Source organism: Ruegeria sp. CDSB029, from assembly GCF_059611125.1.
This window is the reverse complement of record NZ_JBXWOX010000002.1, coordinates 23,640-48,300: the sequence shown is the minus strand read 5'-3', so window position 1 is coordinate 48,300 and position 24,661 is coordinate 23,640. Positions and strand designations below refer to the sequence as shown.

General features: G+C 56.0%; 30 protein-coding genes. 14 read left to right on the top strand and 16 right to left on the bottom strand.

What is annotated here, in order from left to right:
• Positions 1-21 precede the first annotated feature (21 nt).
• The 4 genes from rph to AC2FI8_RS02805 are packed head-to-tail and all read left to right on the top strand — an operon-like array spanning position 22 to position 2,847.
• A complete protein-coding gene (gene rph, locus AC2FI8_RS02820; RefSeq protein ID WP_299950113.1) occupies positions 22-735 on the top strand; it encodes a ribonuclease PH in 714 nt (237 codons plus the stop codon).
• The gene (gene rdgB, locus AC2FI8_RS02815) at positions 732-1,346 is read left to right on the top strand and encodes an RdgB/HAM1 family non-canonical purine NTP pyrophosphatase (protein ID WP_282170591.1); all 615 of its coding nucleotides are present in this window, start codon (positions 732-734) and stop codon (positions 1,344-1,346) included. Before rph ends, rdgB begins: the two co-directional genes overlap by 4 nt.
• Positions 1,339-2,490 carry a radical SAM family heme chaperone HemW gene (hemW, locus tag AC2FI8_RS02810; protein ID WP_496776987.1) on the top strand — a complete coding sequence of 384 codons (1,152 nt, stop codon included), beginning with the start codon at positions 1,339-1,341 and terminating at the stop codon, positions 2,488-2,490. The genes rdgB and hemW overlap by 8 nt, the downstream gene beginning before the upstream one ends.
• 3 nt (positions 2,491-2,493) lie before the next feature.
• Positions 2,494-2,847, top strand: a complete 354-nt coding sequence (locus AC2FI8_RS02805; protein ID WP_496736601.1) for a YbaN family protein — start codon at positions 2,494-2,496, stop codon at positions 2,845-2,847.
• Here the strand turns inward: AC2FI8_RS02805 and AC2FI8_RS02800 are convergent.
• The 7 genes from AC2FI8_RS02800 to AC2FI8_RS02770 form a co-directional block, all read right to left on the bottom strand.
• Positions 2,837-3,733 carry a ParB/RepB/Spo0J family partition protein gene (locus AC2FI8_RS02800; protein ID WP_496776985.1) on the bottom strand — a complete coding sequence of 299 codons (897 nt, stop codon included), beginning with the start codon at positions 3,731-3,733 and terminating at the stop codon, positions 2,837-2,839. The two genes, AC2FI8_RS02805 and AC2FI8_RS02800, sit on opposite strands and share 11 nt — an antisense overlap.
• Before the next feature lie 20 nt (positions 3,734-3,753).
• Positions 3,754-4,557 (bottom strand): ParA family protein, encoded by an 804-nt coding sequence (locus AC2FI8_RS02795; RefSeq protein WP_058279264.1) that lies wholly within the window; start codon positions 4,555-4,557, stop codon positions 3,754-3,756.
• Entirely contained in the window at positions 4,550-5,164 is a 615-nt protein-coding gene (rsmG, locus tag AC2FI8_RS02790; protein WP_496776983.1) for a 16S rRNA (guanine(527)-N(7))-methyltransferase RsmG, read from the bottom strand. Before rsmG ends, AC2FI8_RS02795 begins: the two co-directional genes overlap by 8 nt.
• Positions 5,161-7,029 carry a tRNA uridine-5-carboxymethylaminomethyl(34) synthesis enzyme MnmG gene (gene mnmG, locus AC2FI8_RS02785; protein WP_496766014.1) on the bottom strand — a complete coding sequence of 623 codons (1,869 nt, stop codon included), beginning with the start codon at positions 7,027-7,029 and terminating at the stop codon, positions 5,161-5,163. Before mnmG ends, rsmG begins: the two co-directional genes overlap by 4 nt.
• A 12-nt stretch (positions 7,030-7,041) precedes the next feature.
• Entirely contained in the window at positions 7,042-8,328 is a 1,287-nt protein-coding gene (gene mnmE / locus AC2FI8_RS02780) for a tRNA uridine-5-carboxymethylaminomethyl(34) synthesis GTPase MnmE (protein WP_496766017.1), read from the bottom strand.
• Positions 8,329-8,358: 30 nt separating this feature from the next.
• Positions 8,359-9,630 carry a transcription termination factor Rho gene (gene rho / locus AC2FI8_RS02775; protein ID WP_496726283.1) on the bottom strand — a complete coding sequence of 424 codons (1,272 nt, stop codon included), beginning with the start codon at positions 9,628-9,630 and terminating at the stop codon, positions 8,359-8,361.
• A 122-nt stretch (positions 9,631-9,752) separates the two neighbouring features.
• Positions 9,753-10,202: a CopD family protein gene (locus tag AC2FI8_RS02770; protein ID WP_496776981.1), complete on the bottom strand. Its 450-nt coding sequence runs from the start codon at positions 10,200-10,202 to the stop codon at positions 9,753-9,755.
• A gap of 404 nt (positions 10,203-10,606) precedes the next feature.
• Between AC2FI8_RS02770 and AC2FI8_RS02765 the strand changes: the two genes are divergently transcribed.
• The 4 genes from AC2FI8_RS02765 to dnaQ are packed head-to-tail and all read left to right on the top strand — an operon-like array spanning position 10,607 to position 13,341.
• Complete coding sequence (locus AC2FI8_RS02765) at positions 10,607-11,206, top strand: Maf family protein (protein ID WP_496739275.1); 600 nt, start codon at positions 10,607-10,609, stop codon at positions 11,204-11,206.
• The gene (locus tag AC2FI8_RS02760) at positions 11,203-12,036 is read left to right on the top strand and encodes a shikimate dehydrogenase (RefSeq protein WP_496736589.1); all 834 of its coding nucleotides are present in this window, start codon (positions 11,203-11,205) and stop codon (positions 12,034-12,036) included. Before AC2FI8_RS02765 ends, AC2FI8_RS02760 begins: the two co-directional genes overlap by 4 nt.
• Entirely contained in the window at positions 12,033-12,626 is a 594-nt protein-coding gene (gene coaE / locus AC2FI8_RS02755) for a dephospho-CoA kinase (protein WP_496776978.1), read from the top strand. The genes AC2FI8_RS02760 and coaE overlap by 4 nt, the downstream gene beginning before the upstream one ends.
• Positions 12,619-13,341, top strand: a complete 723-nt coding sequence (gene dnaQ, locus AC2FI8_RS02750; RefSeq protein ID WP_496776975.1) for a DNA polymerase III subunit epsilon — start codon at positions 12,619-12,621, stop codon at positions 13,339-13,341. Before coaE ends, dnaQ begins: the two co-directional genes overlap by 8 nt.
• 27 nt (positions 13,342-13,368) lie before the next feature.
• Here dnaQ and secB read toward each other — a convergent pair whose 3' ends face one another.
• Both secB and AC2FI8_RS02740 read right to left on the bottom strand, forming a co-directional pair.
• A complete protein-coding gene (secB, locus tag AC2FI8_RS02745) occupies positions 13,369-13,866 on the bottom strand; it encodes a protein-export chaperone SecB (protein WP_496776972.1) in 498 nt (165 codons plus the stop codon).
• A gap of 54 nt (positions 13,867-13,920) precedes the next feature.
• On the bottom strand, positions 13,921-14,421 hold the full coding sequence (locus AC2FI8_RS02740; RefSeq protein ID WP_496776970.1) for an FxsA family protein: 501 nt from the start codon (positions 14,419-14,421) through the stop codon (positions 13,921-13,923).
• 107 nt (positions 14,422-14,528) lie between these two features.
• On the opposite strand from AC2FI8_RS02740, the gene AC2FI8_RS02735 reads away from it, so the two are divergent.
• From AC2FI8_RS02735 to AC2FI8_RS02725, 3 genes are read left to right on the top strand one after another with little or no spacing between them, the layout of a single operon-like run.
• Positions 14,529-15,188, top strand: coding sequence for a Tim44/TimA family putative adaptor protein (locus AC2FI8_RS02735; protein ID WP_496766034.1), 660 nt, complete (start codon positions 14,529-14,531; stop codon positions 15,186-15,188).
• A complete protein-coding gene (gene mltA / locus AC2FI8_RS02730; protein WP_496766036.1) occupies positions 15,185-16,219 on the top strand; it encodes a murein transglycosylase A in 1,035 nt (344 codons plus the stop codon). Before AC2FI8_RS02735 ends, mltA begins: the two co-directional genes overlap by 4 nt.
• The gene (locus AC2FI8_RS02725) at positions 16,219-16,806 is read left to right on the top strand and encodes a Smr/MutS family protein (RefSeq protein ID WP_496766038.1); all 588 of its coding nucleotides are present in this window, start codon (positions 16,219-16,221) and stop codon (positions 16,804-16,806) included. Before mltA ends, AC2FI8_RS02725 begins: the two co-directional genes overlap by 1 nt.
• Here the strand turns inward: AC2FI8_RS02725 and AC2FI8_RS02720 are convergent.
• From AC2FI8_RS02720 to hslU, 3 genes are all read right to left on the bottom strand, one after another.
• Positions 16,803-18,023: an MFS transporter gene (locus AC2FI8_RS02720; protein ID WP_496766040.1), complete on the bottom strand. Its 1,221-nt coding sequence runs from the start codon at positions 18,021-18,023 to the stop codon at positions 16,803-16,805. The two genes, AC2FI8_RS02725 and AC2FI8_RS02720, sit on opposite strands and share 4 nt — an antisense overlap.
• Positions 18,020-19,120: an alpha/beta hydrolase gene (locus tag AC2FI8_RS02715; protein ID WP_496766042.1), complete on the bottom strand. Its 1,101-nt coding sequence runs from the start codon at positions 19,118-19,120 to the stop codon at positions 18,020-18,022. The genes AC2FI8_RS02720 and AC2FI8_RS02715 overlap by 4 nt, the downstream gene beginning before the upstream one ends.
• 98 nt (positions 19,121-19,218) lie before the next feature.
• The gene (gene hslU / locus AC2FI8_RS02710) at positions 19,219-20,526 is read right to left on the bottom strand and encodes an ATP-dependent protease ATPase subunit HslU (protein WP_496726293.1); all 1,308 of its coding nucleotides are present in this window, start codon (positions 20,524-20,526) and stop codon (positions 19,219-19,221) included.
• Between the two features lie 197 nt (positions 20,527-20,723).
• Between hslU and AC2FI8_RS02705 the strand changes: the two genes are divergently transcribed.
• A complete protein-coding gene (locus tag AC2FI8_RS02705) occupies positions 20,724-21,125 on the top strand; it encodes a DM13 domain-containing protein (RefSeq protein ID WP_058279372.1) in 402 nt (133 codons plus the stop codon).
• A 115-nt stretch (positions 21,126-21,240) separates the two neighbouring features.
• On the top strand, positions 21,241-22,482 hold the full coding sequence (locus tag AC2FI8_RS02700) for an MFS transporter (protein WP_496776967.1): 1,242 nt from the start codon (positions 21,241-21,243) through the stop codon (positions 22,480-22,482).
• Here AC2FI8_RS02700 and hslV read toward each other — a convergent pair.
• Complete coding sequence (gene hslV, locus AC2FI8_RS02695) at positions 22,479-23,030, bottom strand: ATP-dependent protease subunit HslV (protein ID WP_496776965.1); 552 nt, start codon at positions 23,028-23,030, stop codon at positions 22,479-22,481. The genes AC2FI8_RS02700 and hslV overlap by 4 nt on opposite strands.
• A 197-nt stretch (positions 23,031-23,227) precedes the next feature.
• On the opposite strand from hslV, the gene AC2FI8_RS02690 reads away from it, so the two are divergent.
• Positions 23,228-23,422, top strand: coding sequence for a DUF1127 domain-containing protein (locus tag AC2FI8_RS02690; protein WP_109313874.1), 195 nt, complete (start codon positions 23,228-23,230; stop codon positions 23,420-23,422).
• A 61-nt stretch (positions 23,423-23,483) separates the two neighbouring features.
• Here the strand turns inward: AC2FI8_RS02690 and AC2FI8_RS02685 are convergent, their stop codons facing one another.
• From AC2FI8_RS02685 to trxA, 3 genes are all read right to left on the bottom strand, one after another.
• On the bottom strand, positions 23,484-23,846 hold the full coding sequence (locus AC2FI8_RS02685) for a Lin0512 family protein (protein WP_496776962.1): 363 nt from the start codon (positions 23,844-23,846) through the stop codon (positions 23,484-23,486).
• Positions 23,843-24,193 carry a Lin0512 family protein gene (locus AC2FI8_RS02680; protein WP_496776960.1) on the bottom strand — a complete coding sequence of 117 codons (351 nt, stop codon included), beginning with the start codon at positions 24,191-24,193 and terminating at the stop codon, positions 23,843-23,845. Before AC2FI8_RS02680 ends, AC2FI8_RS02685 begins: the two co-directional genes overlap by 4 nt.
• A gap of 91 nt (positions 24,194-24,284) precedes the next feature.
• Positions 24,285-24,605 carry a thioredoxin gene (gene trxA / locus AC2FI8_RS02675; RefSeq protein ID WP_058275159.1) on the bottom strand — a complete coding sequence of 107 codons (321 nt, stop codon included), beginning with the start codon at positions 24,603-24,605 and terminating at the stop codon, positions 24,285-24,287.
• Positions 24,606-24,661 lie beyond the last annotated feature (56 nt).

The following is a 24,661-nucleotide window of genomic DNA, read 5'->3' as shown; positions in this document are numbered from 1 at the left end:
CCAGCAAACAAAGGATTTTCCATGCGACCCTCAGGACGTGATTTAAACGAAATGCGCGCCGTTTCAATCGAGACGGGCTTTACCAAACATGCCGAAGGTTCCTGCCTGATCAAAATGGGCGACACCCATGTTCTGTGCACCGCCACGATCGAGGATCGCGTGCCACCGTTCATCAAAGGCTCGGGCCTCGGTTGGGTCACTGCCGAATACGGCATGCTGCCCCGTGCAACCAACACCCGCATGCGGCGCGAGGCGGCCTCGGGCAAGCAAGGTGGTCGCACCGTGGAAATCCAGCGTCTGATCGGTCGCGCCCTGCGCGCCGGTGTGGATCGGGTTGCACTGGGCGAACGTCAGATCACGGTAGACTGCGATGTTATCCAGGCTGATGGCGGCACCCGCTGCGCCTCGATCACTGGTGGCTGGGTCGCGCTGCGTCTGGCCGTGAACAAGCTGATGAAAACCGGGGACGTCATTTCCGACCCGCTGGTCGATCCCGTCGCTGCCGTATCCTGCGGCATCTACGCGGGCCAGCCGGTTCTGGATTTGGACTATCCCGAAGACAGCGAAGCCGGCGTTGACGGCAACTTTATCATGACCGGTTCGGGCAAACTGATCGAAGTGCAGATGAGCGCCGAAGGCTCGGTCTTTAGCCGCGCCCAGATGGATCAACTGATGGATCTGGCCGAAAAAGGCGTCGGTGAGCTGGCCGCAGCCCAAAAGGCCGCCACCGCATGACCCGCAAGTTCGACGGTGACAGGCTGCTGGTGGCCACGCACAACAAGGGCAAGCTTGAGGAGATGACCCATCTCCTTGAGGCCTTCGGCGTGAAGGTTGTTGGCGCGGCAGAGATGAACCTGCCGGAACCGGAAGAGACCGAAGATACGTTCGTCGGTAACGCCCGGATCAAGGCCCATGCGGCGGCACAAGCTACCGGCCTGCCTGCCCTGTCGGACGATTCCGGGATCACCATTGACGCGCTGGACGGCGCGCCCGGTGTCTACACCGCCGATTGGGCAGAAACCGGCAATGGCCGCGATTTCCTGATGGCGATGACCCGCGCACATGATGAGCTCGAGGCCGCGCAAGCGCCCCATCCACGCACTGCACAGTTTCGCTGCACGCTGGTTCTGGCCTGGCCCGATGGTCATGACGAAGTGTTTGAGGGTGTCATGCCCGGTCAGCTTGTCTGGCCCATCCGTGGGGAAAACGGCTTCGGTTATGACCCAATGTTCCAACCGGACGGGCACGATGTGACCTGTGCGGAAATGGTTCCAGCGGAAAAACACAAAATCAGCCATCGCGGACGCGCCGTAAACGCCTTTGTTCAAGGCTGTTTCGGTGGATGACTGGCGGCATGGAGGCTTCGGTCTCTATGTTCACTGGCCTTTTTGCGAGGCTAAGTGCCCCTATTGCGATTTCAACAGCCATGGTTCGAAAAATATTGATCAAAAACAATGGCTTAGATCCTATTTAACTGAACTGCACCGCTCGGCATCTGAAACCCCTGACCGGGTTTTGAACACAATCTTCTTTGGCGGCGGCACGCCGTCCCTTATGGCACCAGAAACGGTGGCGGCCATTATCGACGAGGCGCGCAAGCTTTGGCGCCCTGCGAACGACATGGAAGTCACGCTTGAGGCCAACCCCGGATCGGTCGAGGCAGGCCGGTTTGCCGCCTATCGCGATGCGGGCGTGAACCGCGTTTCCATGGGTGTTCAGGCCCTGAATGACGAAGATCTGCGCCGGTTGGGTCGTATCCACACGGTCGCCGAGGCCCGCGCCGCCTTTGACATCGCCCGCAACTGCTTTGACCGTGTCAGCTTTGACATGATTTACGCGCGTCAGCATCAAACCCCGAAGGCCTGGCAAGCGGAACTGACCCAAGCGCTGTCGATGGCCATCGATCACCTCTCGCTCTATCAATTGACGATCGAGGAAGGCACCGCCTTTGGGGACCGGTATGCAGTCGGCAAGCTGCGTGGACTGCCCGAGGATGACCACGCAGCCGACATGTATCTGGCCACACAAGAGATCTGCGAAGCCCACGGCCTGCCCGCCTATGAGGTTTCCAACCATGCACGACCAGGGGCGGAATCCCGGCACAACCTGATCTACTGGCGCTACGGAGATTACGTCGGTATTGGTCCCGGCGCGCATGGGCGCATTACGCTGAACGGCCAGAAGATAGCGACAGAAACCTATTTGTCTCCCAACGCCTGGCTTGCCGCAGTTGAACAAGGAAATGGCGAGAAAGAGAGATCATCGCTGGTCGCGCGAGATCAGGCCAGCGAATACCTTATGATGGGTATGAGAATTACCGAAGGACTAGATGTTGATCGTTTCAATGCGCTTTCCGACCTCACACTGCCGGAAAACAGGCTTAGTGACCTAGAAGAAATTGGCATGATACGCCGGTCAAACGGCCGATTGATCGCCACAAAAGATGGCCGCGCAGTCCTAAACGCGGTCATCCGAGAGTTATTGGGATAAGCGATGCAGTACCTCTGGGCCGCAATGGGGTTAATCTGCGTCGGGTTGGCTGTTGTCGGCATTGTCTTGCCACTACTGCCGACGGTACCGTTTCTTTTGCTGGCCGCGTTCTTTTTTGCCCGATCTTCCTCCAGACTGCACACTTGGTTGGTCAGTCATGGAACCTTCGGACCGATGATCTTGGATTGGCAACGCTCGGGCGCCATTCGTCCGGCCGCAAAAAAGGCGGCCACCCTATCGGTTGCCGCCGTTTTTGGATTGTCTGTGATTCTTGCACTTCCAAGCCACGTCCTGATCATTCAGGCAGTCGTCCTCAGCGGCGTTATGATTTTTATCTGGACCCGCCCTAACGGCTGAGCTTGGCGCACAGATCGTCCAATTGATCGAGGTTTTCGTAGGTCAGCACGACCTGCCCCGCTTCCGATCCCGCTTTGTGGTTGATGGCTACTTTCATCGCCAGAATGGCCGAAAGATCCTTCTCCAACGCGCGTGTATCCGCATCCTTGCCAGCATTCAGGTTTCTGGACCGCGGCGCCGCCTGAGGAGCATCCCCCTGCTGTTGTTTTTTCACCAGCGCTTCGGTCGCACGCACGCTTAGCCCATCCTTGACGACGATCTTCGCCAGCTCAGAGGGGTATTCAGCTGTGATCAGCGCCCGGGCATGACCGGCGGACAGTTTTCCTTCAACAACAAGCTTCTGAACGTCCATAGGCAACGACAGCAAACGTAAAAGGTTCGCAATATGGCTGCGGCTTTTACCCAATGCTTCGGCCAGTTTTTCCTGTGTATGGCCGAAACGGTCCATCAACTGCTTGAACCCCGCGGCCTCTTCGACAGCATTCAGGTCTGCGCGTTGAATATTCTCGATAATGGCGACTTCCAGAACTTCGGTGTCGTCAAAATCCCGCACAATCACAGGGATATCATGCAGTTGCGCCATCTGAGCCGCACGCCAGCGGCGTTCCCCTGCCACGATTTCATAGTCGCCACCGCGAACCTCACGCACGATCAGCGGCTGAATGATGCCCTTTTCCTTGACCGAGGCGGCAAGTTCATCCAATCGCTCTTGCTGAAAGGTTCTGCGTGGCTGGTTCGGGTTCGCGCGCAGTTTTTCAATCGGGACTTTCATATCCGGACGGCGCGGATCCGAGGAAATAAGCCCTTCGGTATCCTGCGTCACATCCGCCATCAAAGCGGAAAGTCCCCGGCCCAAACCTCTGGGTTTTGTTTTCTTGGCGGCCACGGTGCCCTCCTCACTGTCGCTTAGGCGGCGACTTTCTTGTTCTTGTGCATGACTTCCCGGGCCAGGTGCCGGTAAGCCATCGCCCCCAGTGATCCCGAGTCGTATTGCAATACGGGCAACGCGTAAGACGGAGCCTCGCTGACCCGTACATTTCTGGGTATCTTGGTTTTAAATACCATCTCACCCAGATTGTCACGCGCGTCTTTTTCGACCTGACGGGACAAGTTGTTGCGGTTGTCATACATGGTCAACACAACACCTTCGATTCTAAGGTCCGGATTCGCGGTTTGGCGCACCTCTCGGATGGTCAGCATCAGTTGCGACAATCCTTCTAACGCAAAGAACTCACTCTGCAACGGCACCAGAACAGAATGTGCAGCAACCATGGCGTTGACGGTCAGAAGGTTTAGCGAAGGTGGGCAGTCGATTAGCACGAAATCCAGGTCAAACTTGTCGATTGCGGTTTGACGCAGTGCGTCATGCAACAGATAGCTGCGTTTTTCATTGGATATCAGCTCAATATCCGCCGAGCTTAGATCAACCGTCGCCGGGACAACAAACAACCCCTCGATTTCGGTTTCCTGAACGACCGCCTCCAAAGGGGCATCATCCAATATCAGGTCATACGTCGTCCAATCCCGATCTTCGACCCCCAATCCGGTGGACGCGTTCCCCTGAGGATCAAGATCGACAACCAGCACTTTGCATCCAGCCTCGGCCAGACCGGCCGCAAGGTTGATCGCCGTTGTGGTTTTCCCAACCCCGCCCTTCTGATTGGCTACCGCAATAATCCGGGGCCCTGAGGGACGAGACAAATCAACCACGTGATACTCCTTTGATTTTAAGGATAACGGCCTGAGGCTCAGTTAAACTTGTAATCGGGTCAACGTCGAAATTCCATTCTTCCTGCGCCTCTTCCAGCTCTTTTTTCCACCTTTCGCCTTTCGGCAACAGCGCCAGCCCCTTTTTGCTCAAATGTCTGTCGCAAAAGGACAATAGCGTAGGAAGATCAGCAAGAGCCCGCGCAGAAAGGATATCAGCGCTCAACGGTTCAACCACTTCGATTCGCTTGGAAACAACAGTGCATTTCGCGCCGCACTCACGTGCAACGTTGCGCAGGAAGGCGGACTTTCGTTGGTCACTTTCAATAAAGGTGAACTGGGCATCTGGTGCGTCTTCAATGGCCATTATGGCACAAACCATCCCGGGGAATCCGCCTCCACTACCCAAATCTACCCAGTTTTTGAATAGGTCTGCGCATCTATAAACTTGTACGGAATCCTTTATGTGCCGAAGCCAGATGTCATCCAAGCTTTTCCGTGAAACAAGATTAATCTTCGGGTTCCACCGCTTCACAAGCTCTACATAGGTTGTGAGACGCTCGAATGTTTCACGTGAAACATCCAAATCATCAATAGTGGTCCCATTCATACCTTGCGGACCTTCTGATCGCGACGAAGCTTAGCCAATAACAACGTCAGTGCCGCAGGGGTAACTCCTTCGACACGCCCCGCCTGTGCAATGTTCTCCGGCTTTGCATTTGAAAGCTTTTGCTTCATTTCAGAAGATAGCCCTTCCATCGCAAAATAGTCGAAACCCCGTGGAATCTCATATGATTCATCGCGTTTCATTGCCTCAACATCTTTTTGTTGCCGGGCAATGTAGTTTGCGTACAAAGCGTCCCGCTCTACTTGCAGACGGATCTCCTCATCAACACTCTCAATCTCGGGCATCAGAGGAACAAGATCACCAAAGTGAACATCCGGGAACGCCAGAATAGCCATCCCGTCCCTGCGGTTTCCATCTTGATTGACATTGATACCAGCTGCTCGAACTTCTTTTGGAGTAAAGGTTTTTTCTGTCAGCTGGGACTTTGCGGCGGACAACCTCTCCATCTTGCTTGAAAACATGCTGCTCCGCTCACCGCCAACACAGCCGATTTCCAGCCCAATTGGCGTAAGGCGCTGGTCTGCATTATCCGCACGTAGTGACAAACGGAATTCTGCGCGTGACGTGAACATGCGATAAGGTTCCACAACACCGCGTGTTGTCAGGTCGTCGATCATCACGCCGATATAACTGTCAGCACGTGTAAAATGCAGCGGTTCCCGGTCAAGCACCTTTAGCGCAGCATTCAACCCCGCAACCAAGCCTTGCGCAGCTGCCTCCTCATATCCTGTGGTTCCGTTTATTTGCCCTGCTAGATATAGTCCTTCGACATCTGGTAGTGCGAGAGTCGATGTCAAAACACGCGGATCCACATAGTCATACTCAATCGCATAACCGGGCTGCAGGATCTCTGCCGCCTCAAGACCTTTGATTGAACGCACATACTCAAGCTGCACGTCCTGAGGTAAAGAGGTCGAAATCCCGTTCGGATAGATCGTGTGATCATCGACACCTTCGGGCTCCAGGAAAATCTGATGTGATTCCTTATCAGCAAATCGTACGATCTTATCCTCGATGGATGGGCAATACCTGGGGCCCACCCCATCAATATGTCCGCCATACATCGCCGATCGAGACAAGTTTTTTTCAATGATTTCGTGCGTCCGTGCGTTTGTATGCGTGATTCCGCAGGAAATCTGTGGGGCAATCACCTTTGTTGACAAGAATGAAAACAAGGTTGGGTCATCATCCCCGTCTTGCTGTTCCAGATCACTCCAATCAATCGTCCGGCCATCCAGCCTCGGCGGTGTTCCTGTTTTCAAACGCCCCAGGGGTAGCTCGAAACTTTCGAGCCGTTCTGCCAATTTGACTGACGGGCGATCACCCATACGACCACCTGGGCGTGATACGTCCCCAATATGAATGACACCACGCAAGAACGTACCGGACGTCAGGATAACCGTTTTACTCTTGATTTCAGAACCGTCAGCAAGTTTCACACCGTAAACTTGGTTCCCTTCCATCAGAAAATCGACAACTTCTCCGGTAACGACGAACAGATTTGGCTGCTTATCCGTCTCTTTCTGCATGGCCGCGCGGTACAGCGCACGATCTGCCTGAGTTCTGGGGCCTTGAACAGCTGGTCCTTTACGTCGATTAAGCAAGCGAAATTGAATGCCGGCCTGATCGGCAACACGTCCCATGACCCCATCCAGGGCATCAATTTCACGGACCAAATGGCCTTTACCCAACCCACCAATTGCCGGGTTGCAGGACATGACGCCTATGTCTGATGCGGACAATGTAACCAGTGCTGTCTTGACGCCCATACGCGCTGCCGCATGCGCGGCTTCGGTGCCCGCGTGTCCCGCGCCAATGACCACTACATCGAAATCTGAATGTTTCACGTGAAACACTCCTTACTTACCCAGGCAAAAACTCGAGAAGATCTCATCCAAAAGATCTTCAACGCCGATTCTGCCAACCAAGGTTTCAAGTGCACGGATTGCCGTGCGCAATTCTTCTGCTGCGATATCATACAAGTCTGGACCTGATTCCAGAACCGCCATGGCAGAACCTAGGGATTCTCGCGATTTGATTAAAGCAACCCGGTGCCTTTCCCGCGTCGCAATACCACTGCTTGTAGTTCGGTTGCTAAGCACATCCGAAATCTGGGAAATGAGTTGATCAATACCCTGCCCGGTCTTTCCGGATATTCCACCCTCAGATAGATCGCGAAGATCAGATTTCGGCAAAACCTGTATATCGCCTTTCACCATTTGAACACCCAGTTCCTTTGGGTCATCTGTCAGGAACACACGCAGATCCGCTGAATCGGCGCGCTTTCTTGCCAGTTCGATTCCCAGGCTTTCAACGTGATCCTCAGTTTCCCGCAATCCTGCGGTGTCCAGCAACGTGACCGGAAGTCCTGCAAGATCCATTCGAACCTCGATCACATCGCGAGTAGTTCCGGCATATTCCGAAGTAATCGCCGCCTCACGCCCTGCCAGAGCGTTTAGCAAGGTTGATTTTCCGGCATTCGGAAGACCAACAATCGCGACTTCAAACCCCGTTCGAATGCGCTCTGCAATCTTTACGCCATCCGCTTCACGTTGCAGATCAGCCATAACGCCGTTCACAAGCGATTTAACCTCGGGCGTGACATCTGTTGGAACATCCTCATCCGCGAAATCAATGACAGCTTCCAGCAAGGATGCAGCACGGATCAGATCGCGTCGCCACCGTTCCGCCAGAAAACCCAAATCACCAGCCAGAATAGTTTGTGCTTGTTTGCGCTGCGCCTCGGTTTCCGCATCAATCAGATCAGCAAGACCTTCGACCTGTGTCAGGTCCATCTTGCCGTTTTCCAGCGCGCGTCTGGTGAACTCACCAGGCTCCGCCAGTCGCAGCTCGTCCATATCGGACAGGCATCGCATCACTGCGTTCACCGAAGCGGTGCTACCATGGATCTGCAGTTCGGCCACGTCTTCACCGGTAAAACTGGCCGGGGCTTGAAAGGTCAGAACCAGCCCGTCATCCAACCGCGCACCATCGGTGGCGTACAGCGTACGGACCCGCATGCCACGAGACGGCAGCGGGCTTCCGGTTAAGCTGGCAGCTGCGGAATGCGCGTGTGGTCCCGAGAGGCGGATGACCGCCACCCCGGCTTTGCCTTGCGCGCTGGCCAAGGCGAATATCGTATCCATTCGAAGGCCTCGCGTCGTTTAAGACCGGTGTCAGGTGTTCATCGAATCGAAGAACTCACCGTTCGTCTTGGTCTGTTTCAACTTGGACAACAGGAACTCGACTGCGTCGGTTGTGCCCATCGGGTTGAGGATACGACGCAAGACGAATGTCTTGGCCAGATCGCCCTTGTCGACCAGCAGATCCTCTTTCCGGGTGCCGGATTTTAGGATGTCGATGGCCGGGAACACGCGCTTATCTGCGATCTTGCGATCCAGAACGATTTCCGAGTTACCGGTGCCTTTGAATTCTTCGAATATAACTTCGTCCATCCGACTGCCGGTGTCGATCAGCGCGGTGGCGATGATGGTCAGCGAGCCACCTTCTTCGATATTACGGGCGGCACCAAAGAACCGTTTGGGCCGTTGCAGAGCATTCGCGTCTACACCACCGGTCAGAACTTTGCCCGATGATGGCACCACAGTGTTGAAGGCCCTACCAAGTCTTGTGATCGAGTCGAGAAGAATAACAACATCTCGTTTATGCTCAACCAAACGCTTGGCCTTTTCGATGACCATCTCAGATACCGCCACGTGGCGAGTTGCGGGTTCGTCGAAGGTTGAAGATACAACTTCACCCTTCACCGAACGCTGCATGTCGGTCACCTCTTCGGGGCGTTCGTCGATCAGCAGAACGATCAAATAGCACTCTGGGTGGTTCTGTTCGATCGAATGCGCGATGTTCTGCAGGATCACCGTTTTACCGGTCCGCGGCGGCGCCACAATCAGCGATCGCTGGCCTTTACCGATCGGGGCCACCAGATCGATCACACGCGCCGACTTGTCCTTGATGGTGGGATCCTCGATCTCCATCTTCAGACGTTCATCGGGATAGAGCGGCGTCAGGTTGTCAAACGCGATCTTGTGTCTGGCTTTTTCTGGTTCTTCAAAGTTGATCTTGGTGACCTTGATCAGCGCAAAATAACGTTCATTGTCATCAGGCGCTTTGATATCCCCTTCGACCGTATCACCGGTGCGCAAGGCATGCTGGCGGATCATGTCGGGCGAGACATAGATATCATCCGGACCTGGTAAATAGTTTGCCTCGGGCGAGCGCAGAAAGCCGAAGCCGTCTTGCAGCACTTCCAGCACGCCGTCTCCGCCAACGGTCCAGCCTTCATCCGCGCGTTCGCGCAGAATCTGGAACATCATCTCGCCTTTTCGCATGGTCGAGGCGTTTTCGATCTCCAGCTCTTCGGCCATCGCCAGAAGGTCTTTGGGGCTTTTGGCCTTCAGGTCGGCCAGATTCAGGGATTCAGTGGACATGATATATACCTTCGCCGCTGACATTGCGGCACGAAGTGGAATTTCAGTACGGAAGATACGCCGCCCGGACGGGCGTGTTGATCCCTACATAAGCGCGACTGCCCTCGGAGTCAAACAGCCCCTCAGAACTTCACAACGACCGCCAGAACGATGATAATCATCAGAACAGTCGGAACCTCGTTCATCATGCGAAATTGCCGTCCAGTAAGCTTATTTCGGCCTTCTAGGAAATCCCTACGTCTCGCCATCAACCAATGATGGAACCAGGTCATACCAATTACGGCAGCACCCTTGATCCAGGGCCAGGACCAATCCCACCCCACGATGCCGGGCGTGAAAACCATGATCAGCCCGCAAAGCCACGCAACATACATTGCAGGGCGCATGATCACCCGCAGCAGCTTCTCTTCCATCTCAAAGAAGATAGTTTCTGCGCCTTCGACCTTTTGGGCTTTCTCGACGTGATAGACGTACAATCTGGGCAAATAGAACAAACCTGCCATCCATGAGATCACAGCCATGATGTGCAATGACTTCACCCACGGGTAAATCGTGAAAAGAAGATCGGTCATTCTGGCTCCGGACTTTGGTTGGAACCCTCCCTAATAAAAAAATAGGAAAAGAAAAAGGATGATGGTTTTGTAGGGTGAGTAAATTCCGTGGATTACTTTTTTACGCGTGTGTTTTCCCCAGGTGGATAGAATTGTGCCGTAAATAGATGATTCTGTTGATTTCAGTTTTTATTATTTAATTTCAGTATATTAGTCCGATACCACTCAAGCTTGTCTGGGGATAACTCGTTGGGTAAGACAGGAAATCCCAGTTTTCCCGTGCAGCAAAGTTATCCTTGTCCCAAAAGGACGGTCTTCGAACGACTCAGGGAAGTTTTAGGCGAAATTCCCGGGGTTGCGTGTCAACCGGAAAACCATACAAACCTTCCTAGAACGCTCAACGATTTGCTAAGGGGGTTTTCCACATGTCTGTCCCCATCATCCTTGCCTCGGGGTCATCTATCCGCGCGCAGCTTTTGCGCAATGCGGGCGTGCCGTTCACAGTGGAACCCGCGCGCGTTGACGAAGATACAGCCAAACGCGCCTTGCTGGCCGAGGATGCGCCCCCACGAGATATCGCAGACACTTTGGCAGAAATGAAGGCCCGCAAGGTTAGTGACAAGAACCCGGGCGCGATGGTTTTGGGCTGTGATCAGGTGCTGGACTTCGATGGCCAGCTTTTGTCGAAACCAGAAACACCCGAGGACGCGCTGGCGCAGTTGAAGGCAATGCGGGGCAAGCGGCATATGCTGTTGTCTGCGGCCGTGATCTATCAGAATGGTGAACCCATCTGGCGCCATGTTGGTCAGGTGCGTCTGCGGATGCGCATGAGCTCGGACACCTATCTGCGCGACTATATTGACCGCAACTGGGACAGCATTCGCCATGCGGTCGGGGCTTATAAGCTTGAGGAGGAAGGTGTGCGCCTGTTCGCCACCATTGACGGCGACTATTTTAATGTTTTGGGTATGCCCCTGTTGGAGTTGCTGAATTTTCTGGCTGTGAAAGGGATGATTGATCAATGACGGATAACCAAATTCCATTGGCCGGCGTGATTGGGCATCCTATTGGACATTCAAAATCCCCTAAACTGCATGGACATTGGCTAAAGACCTATCGGCTGCCCGGGCACTATGTCCCTATGGATGTCGCACCCGAGGATTTGGAGAGTGTTCTGCGGACCCTGCCCAAAGCCGGGTATGTCGGCGCAAATGTAACCGTCCCCCATAAAGAAGCCGCCTTGCAGATTGCGGATCACGTGTCGGATCGGGCGGCAAAGATTGGTGCGGCAAATACACTTGTCTTTCAGCCCGATGGCTCGATCCACGCAGACAACACCGATGGCTACGGATTTATGGAAAACCTGCTTGCAGGGGCGCCCGACTGGAACCCACAGGATGGGCCGGCCGTGGTCTTCGGCGCGGGCGGGGCTGCGCGCGCCGTTTTGCAGGCACTGGTGGATGCCGGAGTGCCCGAGATCATGCTGACCAACCGCACGCGTGCCCGGGCCGACCAATTGAAAGAAGAATTTGGGCCGCGCATTACAGTGGTTGATTGGGTCAAGGCCGGCAATGTGATCGAGAATGCGGAGCTGGTGGTGAACACAACATCTCTGGGTATGCAGGGACAGCCCGAATTGCGTGTGCCGTTGGATGGTTTGCAGCCGGGTGCTGTGGTTACCGACCTAGTCTACGCCCCTCTGAAAACCAAGCTTCTGCAAGCGGCCGAAGAGGCCGGGTGCACAACGGTTGACGGTCTGGGCATGTTGCTGCACCAGGCGGTTCCGGGCTTTGAGCGTTGGTTTGGAAAACGACCCGAGGTAACGGATGAGTTGCGCGCAACGGTGCTGGAATGAGCTTTGCTCTTGGCCTGACGGGCTCGATCGGAATGGGCAAAAGCACGACGGCGCAAATGTTCGTGGATGAAGGCTGTGCGCTTTGGGATGCGGATGCGGCTGTGCATCGGCTGTATTCAGCGGGCGGCGCTGCGGTAGAACCGATGCGCGCTGCCTTTCCTGAGGCAATTGTTGATGGCGCGGTCAGCCGGGATGCTTTGAAACAAACTATTTCCGCGGACCCAACAACATTGAAAGTGATCGAAGGCATCGTTCACCCTTTGGTGGCCGCCGACCGGGTGGGTTTTCGGGATAGCGCCACGGCGGACATTCTGGTTTTCGACATCCCTTTGTTGTTTGAAACAGGCGGCAATGCGGCGATGGATGCGGTTGCTTGTGTTCAGGTCCCGGCCGCCGAGCAAAAGCGACGTGTGATGGAGCGCGGAACGATGACCGAAGAGCAATTCGAACAAATCCGCGCCAAGCAGATGCCCAATGATGAAAAATGCGCGCGGTCGGACTTTGTGATCGTGACGGACACGCTGGACCACGCCCGCGCGCAGGTGCAGGATGTTGTCAGACAGATACGGGCGGGGATGGCTAATGCGTGAGATTGTACTCGATACCGAAACCACGGGGTTTGATCCCGAAAGCGGCGACCGGATCGTAGAAATCGGCGCAGTCGAACTGTGGAACCATATGGCCACAGGTGAGACTTACCACGTTTACATCAACCCCGAGCGTTCGATGCCCGAAGAGGCATTTGGTGTGCACGGTATCGGCCCCGACCTGCTGGACACTCCGCGCCCGCCGGAAAAGGGCGAGGTCACGCTGAAAGACAAGCCGGTTTTTGCCAAGGTTGGTCAGGGGTTCCTTGATTTCATTCAGGATTCCAAACTGGTGATCCACAACGCCTCGTTCGATATCAAATTCCTGAATGCGGAACTCAGGTGGATGGGTTTGCCGCAGCTGCCGATGGATCAGGCGCTGGACACACTGGCGATTGCGCGCAAACGGTTTCCGGGTTCGCCTGCATCATTGGATGCGTTGTGCCGACGGTTCAACATCGACAACACGAACCGTGTTTTGCATGGGGCGCTGCTCGATTCAGAAATTCTGGCCGAGGTGTATCTGGAACTGATTGGTGGGCGACAGCCGGACTTTGGCCTGTCCACCAGCGCGGCTTCTGCCGGTGGCGGAGGGGACGATTGGCGGCCCGCTGCGCGCCCGACGCCGCTGGCGTCGAAAATCACCGCGGAAGAACGCGCGGCACATGAGACATTTGTGGAAAAGCTGGGCGAAAACGCCCTGTGGACCCGCGCCTGAGCCCCTGCCCGGCGCGGGTGCAACCGATTAGGCTTCGGTTTTCTCAGCTTCGGCCTGACGGCGCATCAGCTCGTTGCGGTACAGCGCAACAAAGTCGATATTGTCCAGGTTGACCGGCGGGAAACCACCGTCACGGGTGATGTCACTGACGATGCGGCGCAGGAACGGGAACAGCATGCGCGGGCATTCGATCATCAGGAACGGGTGCAACTGATCTTCGGCCACGCCTTCGATGTGGAACAGACCGCAATAATCCAGCTCGCACAGGAAAAGAACGTCTTCCATGCCCTTGGCTTTGGAGGTCAGGTTCAGTTTGACGGCAACTTCGAACTGATGCTCGGTCGGGCGTTTTTTGGCGTCCAGGTTCACCTGAACAGCAATCTCGGGCTGAACGTCACCAGACACGCCTTTTTGTGCCATCACGTTTTCAAAAGACATATCGCGAATGAACTGTCCCAGAACACGCATCTGGATCTGAGGGGCGGTCTGTGCCGCGGTGTTTTCTGCAGGGCTTTCGTCAGCCATGGATCTACTCCGAAAATGAAATTCGCCACTGCTTAGCAAGTTGGGCGCTGCACCTCAATGCTGAGGCGGACCTTCGACCCATTTGGATGGCTTTGAAGGGTTTTGACGGGGACGCACTTCGGTAAATTCACCGTCGATCACGTCATCCTGATTAAATTGGGTGGGACCGGTTCCAAATTGTGCCCCGGTGCCCATCTGGAAATGAGTGATGGTCGCCTTGGACTTGAGATACCGAAACACCGCCACGCGAATGCCGGGAATAAGCAGTGCAAATCCAACGGCATCGGTAAAAAATCCTGGCGTCAGCAGTAATACACCCGACAACAAGATCATGGCACCGTGGGCCAGCGGCTCTGTCGGGTCATCAAGTTCAGAAAAGGATCGCTGCAAATTGACCAGCGCCATGCGACCTTGTGTCCTGACCATAAAGGTGCCGATAACGGCTGTCAGAACGACGATCGCCAATGTCGGCCACAGTCCGATCAGGCCGCCGACCTGTATGAACAGGGCGATCTCGATGATCGGCACCAATAAAAATGCCAAGAACAAGTACATTTGCTTTATCCTTTCCCTTAGGCCGGGCTGTGGACTTGCCACGATCTGTCACCTACATAGTGGCATGAGGCCGCGTATACAAAGCCGCGGTCTGAAAAGAGGATGAAATGAACGAACCGATGATCCAGTTGCTGGTCCTGGCCGGAATTGCCGTTTTCCTGATCCTGCGCCTAAAAAGCGTGCTGGGTACACGTGAGGGTTTTGAGAAACCCCCTGTTCAACAGCAACCCGAGGCGGACAAGTCGCGTCGCGGCTTCGAGGTGATCGAAGGCGGCCCGGATCATGACATTACAGACCATGTTGCCGAAGACAGCGAACAGGCGCAAACACTGGCCGCGATGAAGCGGGTTGAGCCCAGCTTCTCGGTCACTGAATTTGTGCAGGGCGCGCGCGGTGCCTATGAGATGATCGTCATGGGGTTCGAAAAGGGGAATCTGGATGAAATTCAGCCCTTCCTGTCCGAAGAGGTGTTCGACACTTTTGTTTCAGTTGTGGCAGCCCGTGAAGATCAGGGCCTGACCATCGAGGCCGAGTTTATCGGCGTCCGCGAAACCGCGCTGGCGGATGTGACCTTCGACAAAGACACAAACCAAGCCGAGATTACGATGCGGTTTGTGGGCGAGCTGACCTCGGTCGTACGCGACCGCGGTGGCGACATCATCGAAGGCAACCCGAACACCGTAAAACGCCAAAAGGACAGCTGGACCTTTGCCCGTGTGATGGGTGCTGATGATCCAAACTGGCTGCTTGTTGCCACGGACGCATGATTGGCGCGCTCCGGTCGCTATTACTGGTGGCAGTCATGACTACTGCCACCAGCGCTGAACCGACGCGATCAATTCTTTCCTTTGACGATCTGGATGGATGGGCTGCCGATGATCATGGGGCGGCCCTTTCGGTATTTCTGAACACCTGCGGCGATCTGGATAATCCGGACTGGCAAGCGCTATGCAACGTGGCCCGAACATACAAGGCAGACGCGGCGCGGTCGTTCTTTGAGTTATTCTTTCGCCCGGTTCTGGTCGAGGACGGCGACGACGCCCTTTTCACCGGTTATTTCGAACCGGAACTGGATGGGTCTAAAACCCGGACCAACCGGTTCAAGTATCCAATCTACAAAATGCCACCCGAAGCGCGTGCCGAAGGACCATGGCTCAGCCGTCGCGAAATCCTGACGGGCGACGCGATGCAGGGTCGCGGCCTTGAGATCGCTTGGGTGGATGACCCGGTCGAGTTGTTCTTTCTGCAAATTCAGGGTTCGGGACGTGTGCGCCTGCCAGATGGCAGTGCCCTGCGCGTGGGCTATGGCGGGGCAAACGGTCACCCTTATCGTTCCATTGGGGCTGAGCTGATCCGGCAGGGTGCGCTGGGCGCGCATGAAGTCAGTGCCCAGATGATCCGCTCATGGGTCCGCAAGAACCCTGAAGCCGGGGTTGAACTGCTGTTTCACAACCCTTCTTACGTGTTCTTCCGCGAAGTTTCGCGCGTTGCGCCCGAGCTTGGGCCGTTGGGTGCCATGAACAGATCAGTTACCACGATGCGCAGCATTGCGGCTGATCCGGCTTATACGCCGCTGGGCGCCCCTGTCTGGGTGGAAAAAGATGGCAAGACTCCGTTGCGGCGTTTGATGATTGCTCAAGACACGGGTGCTGCCATCAAAGGTGCGCAGCGTGCGGATATCTTCTTTGGCACAGGTGATGACGCCGGAAAGGCCGCCGGGCGCCTCAGGGATCCGGGACGGATGGTGCTGTTGCTGCCGATCCAACGGGCCTATGCCTTACTACCGGATGAATTCTGATGTCCCGGCGCAAACTGACGGCAGACGAGGTCGAGCTGTGGCGCAAGGTCGCCAAACAGGCTGAGCGGCTGCATCCCGAAATTCCACAATCGGTCCACCCGGTCACACTGCCCAAACCCAAGCCGAACAAACCCCCAAAACCCCGGTTTGAGGCATTCGAGGTCGGACAAAACGCGCCCGGTAAACCCGTGCGAAATGCGCTGAAGCCCTCGATCAGTGAAAGTTTGCGTACCAGCCCGGTGCAAATGGACACCAAGGCATTTGGCCGTTTGAAACGCGGCAAGATCAAGCCTGAAGGGAAACTGGACCTGCATGGCATGCGCATGGACACTGCGTATCCGGCGCTCACCCGGTTTATTCTGACGGCCCAGGCGTCAGGTAAGCGCCTTGTTCTGGTTGTCACCGGAAAAGGAAAGGACAGGGATGAACCCGGTCCTATCCCCACGCCGCGCGGTGTATTGCGCAACCAAGTGCCGCAATGGTTGGCCTTGCCGCCGCTTGCGCAGGCCGTTTTGCAAGTGACCCCAGCCCATATCAGCCACGGCGGCGAAGGGGCCTACTACGTCTATTTGCGCCGGACGCGTTAAAGCGAGCGCACAGCGCGCGTAATTCCGATATTAGCCGACAGGCATACAAGAATGAAAACACCTCCGATCCACAGGAACTGTGTGCTCAGCGGTATACCGGCGTCGATCAATATCCCGGTCAGGCCGGGGCCGATCGCTGATCCCAAAACCATAACTGCTGTGGCCATCGCCTTGATCGCCCCAATGTGCCTGGTGCCGTAGAATTCTGCCCAGAAGGCGCTTGGTAGTGTGTTGTTTGCTCCAACCGTCAGTCCCAGAAAGATCATTGCAATCAAGGCCCCGCCGATCGAGTTTGTCATTCCTGCGATCACAAAACCTATTGCGATCGGGATTTGGTAAAAAGGCATCAGCCTCGCGGTGCCCCATTTGTCCAGCGCCCAGCCGGCCGCAAACATCCCAATCAAGGATACGCCGGTGAAAACCGGAAACAGGGCGACCAGTTCGATATGCTGCCATCCCTTGACTTGGGCAAGATGCACCTGATGGAAGAAGAACGCAGTAATAAAGGCCGATGGGGCCAGAATAGTCGGGGCCATGAACCAGAACAGAGGGTGAAACAGCGCGTCTTTCCGGGTCCAATGGCGGCCCTGCATCCCTGTCGCTGAATAGGCATCCGCCAGACTCTGCGGCGTGCGCTCCTGACGCAAAAGTCGCGTCAGAACGGGTATCCCCATCAGGACAACCACTGCGGACAACACCCAAAGCCATCGCCAGTCCAGAAACGCCATCGCGGCCACGAAAGCTAGCGGCAGCAGCGCCTCTCCAATCGCGTAGCCGACCGATGCAATCGACAGGGCTTTGCCACGTGTAACGATGAACCATCGCGCCATGGCGACCTGTGCAAGATGGATGCTCATCCCCTGCCCGAACAGGCGCAATAAAAAGACCACCAGCGGTAACAGGACAAGCCAGCTGTTCACGGCCATGGCCACTGCCGCCACGGCCAGGCCGACCAGAACGGAGGGCCCCAATACACGGACGCGGAAAACATCTGTCAGCCCGCCGGCCCAGATCATAACGATGGCCGAAACGGTGGTGCCCAAAGAGTAAAGACCGCCCCACGCGCCGTGCCCAAGACCAAATTCGGCGCGGATGTTTCCAGCGAAGATCGAGATGAAGAAGGTCTGCCCAAAGCTGGACAGAAAGGTCAAAAGGACCCCCGCACCCAACCAGGTCGCGTTGTCCCGAAAATATTCACGCAAACTAAACTGCGTCACGGGGTAGTGACCTGAGCCTGCCCTGTTTCTGTCAGAACGATTTCCGTGGCGCCGTCTGGATTACGCTCGCTGGGCGGCACCAGTATATCGATTCCGGGCCTGTCTTCGCGTCCGAACGTGTTATTGACGCGCCGCAACGAACTAAGGATCGACAACAGAGCCGGGGAAGTCGCCGCCACAAAATGCGAGGATTCCGCATCGCTGCTAAACGCGGTTGTATCGATCACGTTAATCGGGAACTCCTCGAGGGACTCGAGTGAGGTGATGTTTCCCAGCCGCACACCCTCATCCGTGCCGCGCAGGCGGGCGGAAATGTTCAGGATTTTGTCCTTTTGCGAGACCATTACGATAAATGGGTCGGGAGGATTGTCGATCCGCCTCATCTGGGAGCGAAACAGATCCAGATCCAGATCGGGCGAGATCAGCACGACCCCTTCGAGGTTCCTTTTCGCCCAACCCGGTTCCTGCAGTTCCGTTTGGCGCATCATCTCCATCGTCAATGCGCCCCCCATGGAATGCGCGACTAGAATGACGCGTTTGACACCCATGGATTTCAGTTCACGGATTGTCTGCTCCAACCCGTCGCGGGCAAACAACATGCTGTCGAGATCATAGGCATATCCATACCCGGTCGCGCGGCTGGGCCAGGAATAGACCAGAGTAGATCCCGGAAGGCCAATGTCATGGGTCAGCTGAGCCGCGCGGAAAATCGTCTCGGTTTGGGTCGAGTTGTAGCCGTGTACAAAAATCGTAACATCGTCTTCGCCGCGCAAATGTTCGCGTAAGCCCTTTGGCCCGCCCAGTTCGGTAACATTTGTAAGAACAAATTCTTTTTTCGGGTTCGGATTCGCATAAGAGAATTTCAATGTTCCCGGCGTGTGTGATGGCGGGATCGACACTGTTGTTTCCAAAAACTTCAGCGCTTCCCCACGCTTGAATCCATAAGTTCCGTCTGCTTGACGAGCTCGCGTCGTGGCTGCGAATATCTTTTCAGGCGTTCCGACAGTTGCGGCCGATGGAACAATCTCGGTTACCGTCCGATCAACACAGGCGCTTAGCGTCAGGGATGTAATCAGAATTATTAAATAGCGCAGCACTGGTCAGCCCTCTGGGTGAGTTGCGACTACGCTATCTCATTCTGGCCCGGCGTCCAGCGGCACTACACTGCCGAAGCGGCAAAAACCGGCTGGCGATGTTACAAAACGTAACGGCTGAGGTCAGTAGATTTGGTCAATTCGCCCAGATTGTCGTCCACGAATTGCGCATCAACCGTGATCGAGATTCCGGCCTGATCGGGCGCGGTAAAGGACAGCTCTTCGAACACGCGCTCCATCACCGTGTACAAACGGCGCGCACCGATGTTTTCGACGCTTTGGTTCACATCGGCCGCGATACGCGCAAGGGCCGCGATTCCGTCATCGGTAAAGCTGACCGTGACCTCTTCGGTGCCCATCAGGGCGGTGTATTGACGGGTCAGCGCGTTGTCGGTTTCGGTCAGGATGCGCACAAAGTCTTCTTCGGTTAGCGCGCGCAATTCCACGCGGATCGGCAGGCGGCCCTGCAGTTCCGGCAACAGGTCCGACGGTTTGGCGATGTGGAACGCGCCCGACGCGATGAACAGGATATGGTCGGTTTTGACCGGACCGTGCTTGGTGGATACCGTCGTGCCTTCGATCAGAGGCAAGAGGTCACGCTGTACCCCTTCGCGGCTAACATCGCCACCCCGCGCGTCAGTGCGGGCGCAGACCTTGTCGATCTCATCCAGGAACACGATGCCGTTCTGTTCAACGGATTCCAGCGCGATGCGGTTAACGATCTCATCATCCAGCAGCTTGTCGGCCTCTTCTCCGATCAGTGCTTCATAGCTATCGGCGACGGTCATCTTGCGTTTCACGGTACGCCCGCCAAAGGCCTTGCCGAATATGTCGCCCAGATTCATCATACCCATCTGGCTGCCGGGCTGACCGGGAATATCGAACATTGGCATCGGGTTCGACGAGTCTGACAGCTCCAACTCGATCTCCGTATCATCCAACTCGCCCGCTTTCAGCTTTTTGCGGAACATCTCGCGTGTGCCTTCGCGTGCATCGGTGCCTGCAATGGCTTCGATCACGCGGTCTTCGGCGGCCTGATGCGCCTTGGCTTTGACATCCTCGCGCATGTATTCGCGGGTTTGCAGGATGGCGGCGTCGGCCAGATCGCGCACGATCTGTTCCACGTCACGACCGACATAGCCCACTTCGGTGAATTTGGTGGCTTCAACCTTGATGAAGGGCGCGCGGGCCAGTTTGGCCAGACGACGGCTAATCTCGGTCTTGCCGACGCCGGTGGGGCCGATCATCAGGATGTTCTTCGGATAGACCTCGTCCCGAATGTCGTCAGCCAACTGCTTGCGCCGCCAGCGGTTGCGCAGCGCAACGGCTACGGCCCGTTTGGCATCCTTCTGCCCGATGATGAAACGGTCCAGTTCCGAGACGATTTCGCGCGGGGTCAGGTCGGTCATGTGAGTTCTATCCAATTGTTTCGCACCGGAACCTAATCATAAGCCACAAAAACACAAGCTGATCACGAAAAACTCACGCCAACACACGGTCTGCACACGGAAAATCGTGGTGTTGTGAATCGCCAGACAGAAAATTGCTGCGCATAGTCTGCGGCGACGGGCAAGTTCGCCTGCACTTTGAAATGGAGACCCACATCATGATGACTCGTCGTTCGCTCTTTTTGAATGCCGCTGCAACAGGCGCCGCTCTGACACTGGCCAGCGCCAATGTCGCTGCCGCCGGCGGTGCCAAGAAAAAGGGTACATTCGAGGGCCGCTCGAAACATATCACCACCGGTTCGGTCAAAGTGGTCAAGGACGGTGAGCGCTATATCGTTGAACTGGGCGATGACTTTTCGCTGGATAACGGTCCGGACCCGCGCGTGGCCTTCGGCAAGGACGGCACTTATGACCCGAACTCGAAACTGGGCGCGCTGCTGAACCTGAAGGGCAAGCAGTCTTATGCGGTACCGCCGACCATGGATATCTCGGGCTATAACGAAGTTTACATCTGGTGTGACGTCGCCGGCGTTCCGCTTGGCGTTGCAGCGCTTTCGTAACCCAACGACGAATTGCGCCCGGAGGCCGGTAATTACCGGCCTCTGACAAGGCGTTAGGTGCCATAGCGCCTGTCTGTTACACTCACCTCAAGGAACCAGTTCCAAGGTGTGTATCATGACGAAGATTGCCAAGATTACGTTATTGTTCGTGGTATTCGTGGATCTGATCGGACAAGGGCTGGTCTTTCCCATCATCAACTCTTTGATCATGGAAACAAAATCCGGGTTCCTGCCGGAAAGCACATCTATGGGTCAGCGCCATTTCTACTATGGGCTGGTGATCGGATGTTTCTTTCTGTCCTGGTTTTTGGGTGTGGTCTATGTCTCAAAGGTCTCGGACTCCATCGGGCGTAAGAATGCATTGCTGGTGTGTTTAGGCGGCGCGCTGGCCGGTTATGCCATCACCATCACGGCACTCTACCTTAACAGTTTGCTTCTGCTGATCGTTGGCCGGTCGATCACCGGCTTTACGGCGGGTAATCAGCCCATTGCACAAGCGGCGATGATTGACGGCAGCACCGATGCCGCCGACCGCGACCGAAACATGGGGTATATCATCACCGGCGTCAGCTTTGGTCTGGTCGGCGGCCCGATTATCGGGGCTGTTCTGTCCGACGCGGCGATACTGGGCAGCTATGCCACGCTCAAGATGCCGTTCTATGGCGCGTTTGTTCTGGTGTTGATCGCCATCTTCCTGGTAAGCGTCTACTTCAAGGACACCCGCACCGAACGCGCGGCTTTCGTATTCCGTCCACGTGATATCACCGACAGCTTGATCGCAGTGCGGGAACATCCGATGGTTTTGAAAATCCTGCCCGTCTACGCATTGTTCATGATTGCCAACGTCACGTTCTACGTCTTCGTCGACAACTTTCTGACCAGCGCCTGGGGTTATGGTGTCATCGGTGGCAGTATGGCGATGGTGGTCATCGGCTTTGCGTTGGCGTTTTCCAGCACATTCCTTGTGAAACCGGCGCAAGAGAGGTTCAGCAAACACTCCATCATCCACACCTCATTGGTGGTTATGGTGATCTGCGGCTTTGGCTTCGCCTTCAGCCCCAGCGGTGTTCTGAGCTACGTCCCGGTCTTCTTCTTCTATTTCTTCTTTGGCGTCGCCTACCCGACCCTGCTAGGTCTGTTTTCGTCCAGCGTTGGCGAAGCGGATCAGGGTTGGGTCATGGGCGTTACGACGGCGGTCTTCTGTCTTGCCGGCGGTGTCATGTCCCTGGTCGGCGGCGGATTGATGAGCATCGACATTCGCCTGCCTTATTACATCGTCATCGCAACCGCCCTACTTGGGCTGGTCGGCATGTACCGGCGCTGGAAGGGGAAAGAAATCTCGGCGCTGTTGGCCTAGATCGTCTCAACCGTCAGATTGCCATTGGTATAGACGCAGATGTCTGCGGCAATCGCCATGGCTTCACGCGCGACCTCTTCGGCGGGTTTATCGCCGCCCATCATTGCCCGCGCAGCGGCCAGGGCAAAGTTTCCACCTGATCCAATGGCGGCCACGTTGTGTTCGGGTTCCAGCACATCCCCCGCCCCGGTGATAACCAACAGGTCTCTGCCGTCGGTGACGATCAGCATTGCCTCAAGCTTTTGCAGGTACTTGTCGGTGCGCCAGTCCTTGGCCAGCTCGACCGAGGCACGGGCCAGTTGACCGGGCGTCGCTTCCAGTTTCGCCTCAAGCCGTTCCAGTAGAGTAAAAGCGTCAGCGGTCGAACCGGCAAATCCGGCGACAACTTCAAACCCGCCCGGCGACAAGCGGCGCACTTTGCGCGCAGTGCCTTTGATCACGGTCTGGCCCAGGCTGACCTGTCCGTCCCCGGCAATAACGACTTGCCCGCCTTTTTTGACACCAATGATCGTGGTCCCGTGCCATCCGGGAAAATCGCTGTCCGCCATGAAAGCCTCCGTGTTCTCAGTCGCTATATATGGGCCGGGCGCGGGATCGGCGCAACCCGTTGCACAACTGCCCAAAAGATATGCACAAAACGCAAACCGGGGTTACCAGACCAGCAATTGTGAGTCCTCGCGCTTGGGACTACATGAGGCTCACAACCGACAACGGGTCGGCTGTTTCAGATATAAGGACTGGGAACATGGCAACAACTGCAAACATCCATGCCCCACTCGGAGCAGCTACCATCCTGCACGTAGTGGATGCATTCATCAATGTCTTCGAATCCGCTGTTGAGTGGAACGAAAGCCGCAAGACACGCAAGATCCTGTCGGGTCTGACCAACGCACAGCTGGAAGACATCGGTCTGGTGCGTGCGGACATCGCAAAAATCTGATCCCGCAATCAGAACCAGAATTTGAAGCAGCCGCCCGGGTATCCGAGCGGCTTTTTCTTTGTCAGCTTTGCACGTATTTACCAGCCTGATCTGGCAAAAACGCCTCGATCGCGGCTGTGGCGATGACATGGCGCGTGCCAGCGGCGTCATCCACAACATCCAACCCACCCTTGACGGCCCGCACTTGGGCGCGGCCCCTTGGCAGATCGGCGGCGACCTTGTCACAGTCAACCTCGTCAGGTTGTTGAACGGCGATGGTCACCTGAACCCGCATCTCCTTGTGATCGATTCCAAGCTTGGAAAACAGCGTGATCGACGAATGATGCAGCGCGTCCTGCACGGCGCGACAGGCGGCTTTGGTGTAATCCTGACCGTACAGATCGTTGCCGGTGCCCACTTCCAGAATGATGCGTTTTTCGGTCATTGGGCGGGCTCCATATCGAATGAGACGATGACCGCCGCATTGGCGATCACAGTGCGGCCATCGGTATGGGGCTTATCGATATCCAGACCACCCTGCGTTACCGTGATGTTGGGTTGGCCGTACGGAAAGATCGCCTTCAGCGTATCGGTATCGACTTTGTCGGGCTGCTGCACACCCACCTCGGCGTCGATGATCATCGCCTCTTTCGGAAACCCGAACAGCTCGGCCATGTTCACCGAGTTATGCCACAGCGCATCCTTGATCGCCCGCAGGGCGGCCTCGGTGTAATCCTCGCGCCGCAGGGATGTGCCCATCCCGAATTCCACTAGAACCCGTGTTTTCGCCATTTGATTTCCCTGTATTGATGGCCCAATTGAGCCAGTCACAAAAAAGGGCGCCCAAATTCGGACGCCCTTGATCAAAACCGATCACATCGGATCAGATGGATTCGTCGATCCAGCTTTGCAGCGCGGCTTTGGGGGCCGCACCTGCGCGGTTCGACACAACCTGACCGTCCTTGAAGATGAACAGAGCAGGAATGCCACGAACACCCATGGCGGCAGCGGCGTTCGGGTTGCTGTCCACGTCCACCTTGGCAATTTTAATCTTGCCGCCGTATTCGTTGGCCAGTTCTTCCAGAGCGGGGCCGATCTGTTTACAGGGGCCGCACCATTCGGCCCAGAAATCCACCACAACGGGGACATCAGAGTTTTTGACTTCGGCGTCAAAGGTATCGTCGGTAACGGCAACGGTCGACATATTCTGTCTCCTGAATGGGGTATCTCGGGAACAGAACGTAGGGGCCGGGCAATCCA